Raw genomic sequence first — 1,562 nt, 5'->3', positions numbered from 1 at the left:
CACTTCTAAAAGAGCGATACCAGCAATAACCTATAAAAAAAAGGTATCTTAAAAATTTAGGTGGACGTATATTCGCTAACCATTCCTTCATTTTTTAAAATCGTTTATACCAGTTATTATATACAATGGCTGTGATACAAAATTGAATTATTTTGGATATAGACAAGAAATAAAATCTATGGATAGCCTTAGCTATCGATACTATTTTATGACGAAGTATAGAACCAAAAGAAACAATTTTTACAGCTATTGTATGTAATAAATGGTATCTGGTACTATAGATCGCTCTGGGAGTTACATAGGTATTATCTCGTACAAACTCTCTACTTTCTCTCATCATTTCCATACGCCTTTGTTCTATAGGTTCTATAGTATCTGGTCGGAAATAGACTATTTTCATAATTTGAAAGATTTTTGATGAAATTTAGACTTTATTTTTTGAAGTAGATGCCACAGCATCAAACAATTAAAAATAAATCAAAATTTCGAAAAAAGATACAAATTTGATGTTGCTGTATTTCCGACCAGATACTAAAAATCAATCTCAAAATCCATGGTACATAATTCCTCATCTATTGCCGCACGATCTCTGGCAATCCAACCATCTACCGTTTCTCTACTAAACCCACTGGCTTGCCCCCAGTTACCAAACGCTCCTCCTGCATCCAATAAAAAATAAGTCCTGGAGATTGTCTTGCTAGACATATTACCGATTTCGTAAATCAATATCAAAAATAAAAAGTAATATAATAGGTAATAGAGCAAGTGCTAAGCAAAATATTATATAAATAAATAAATAAATAATTCCTATTCTTTGTTGTTTTCTTCTAATATGATTAAACTCTCCTATATAATGTTTCCATTTATTTTGATATAAAAAAAAGTAATATTGTAAAAAACCAGATATAATAGCAAATAAAATGATTTCCATTTTGGAAAATACAACCATATTACCGTAACCTAAAATAAATTGAATGTTAGTTAAAATAAATGGAAGCAAAAATAGATGTAATGATAATACTATTGTTATCGTAAAATGTGCATCAGACCTTTCACTTTCAAAACTACGATACCAATTATATCCAATAAAGAAAAGATACCTAATAAATTTAGGAGGTCTAATAGAAGTTAGCCAATCTCTCATCTTTAAAATCTCTTGTTGCTATAGATAGCGCGAGGCGTTACATAGGTATTATCTCGTGCAAACTCTCTGCTCTCCCGTAGCATCTCCATACGAGTTTCTTCTATCGGTTTGATATAATCAATCTCAAAATCCATGGTGCATAACTCTTCTTGTATCGCAGCACGATCTCTGGCAATCCAGCCATCTACTCAAATAGTAAAATTGAGACTTCCTAATACCTGAGATATTCTTTTCTCCATAACTTCAATACCAAATACATCTTCTAAAATAATTGGATACAACGCTAATAATAGATAAACAAATAAATAAATAAATAAATAAATAAGACCTATCTTTTGTTGCCTCCTTCTAATATGCCTAAATTCTTCTATATAAGATTTCCATTTTTTATTATATAAAAACCAATAATAATGTACTA

At 29.9% G+C, this 1,562-nt stretch carries 5 protein-coding genes; all 5 read right to left on the bottom strand.

Going from position 1 to position 1,562, the window contains the following annotated elements; translation table 11 throughout:
• Positions 1 to 94: 94 nt before the first annotated feature.
• Positions 95 to 400, bottom strand: coding sequence for a hypothetical protein (locus F0000_RS27265; RefSeq protein ID WP_149627844.1), 306 nt, complete (start codon positions 398 to 400; stop codon positions 95 to 97).
• A gap of 131 nt (positions 401 to 531) precedes the next feature.
• Positions 532 to 705, bottom strand: coding sequence for a hypothetical protein (locus F0000_RS28035; RefSeq protein ID WP_188112322.1), 174 nt, complete (start codon positions 703 to 705; stop codon positions 532 to 534).
• A 1-nt stretch (position 706) separates the two neighbouring features.
• The gene (locus tag F0000_RS27260) at positions 707 to 1,144 is read right to left on the bottom strand and encodes a hypothetical protein (RefSeq protein WP_149627843.1); all 438 of its coding nucleotides are present in this window, start codon (positions 1,142 to 1,144) and stop codon (positions 707 to 709) included.
• Positions 1,145 to 1,146: 2 nt separating this feature from the next.
• Positions 1,147 to 1,278: a hypothetical protein gene (locus F0000_RS28500; protein ID WP_255452925.1), complete on the bottom strand. Its 132-nt coding sequence runs from the start codon at positions 1,276 to 1,278 to the stop codon at positions 1,147 to 1,149.
• A 54-nt stretch (positions 1,279 to 1,332) separates the two neighbouring features.
• Positions 1,333 to 1,562 (bottom strand): hypothetical protein (locus F0000_RS28030; RefSeq protein ID WP_188112321.1); only part of this gene is annotated, 230 nt, incomplete at its 5' end.

Origin of the sequence: Aquimarina sp. RZ0 (assembly GCF_008370685.1) — a bacterium.
Lineage (GTDB): Bacteria > Bacteroidota > Bacteroidia > Flavobacteriales > Flavobacteriaceae > Aquimarina.
Note: the sequence above shows the minus strand (reverse complement) of the source record. Positions and strands in the feature narration are given on the sequence as shown.

Bases quoted from the DNA above. Each gene is read 5' to 3' on its own strand.
- F0000_RS27265 (WP_149627844.1), bottom strand. From the start codon at position 400: ATGAAAATAGTCTATTTCCGACCAGATACTATAGAACCTATAGAACAA.
- F0000_RS28035 (WP_188112322.1), bottom strand. From the start codon at position 705: ATGTCTAGCAAGACAATCTCCAGGACTTATTTTTTATTGGATGCAGGA.
- F0000_RS27260 (WP_149627843.1), bottom strand. From the start codon at position 1,144: ATGAGAGATTGGCTAACTTCTATTAGACCTCCTAAATTTATTAGGTAT.
- F0000_RS28500 (WP_255452925.1), bottom strand. From the start codon at position 1,278: ATGGATTTTGAGATTGATTATATCAAACCGATAGAAGAAACTCGTATG.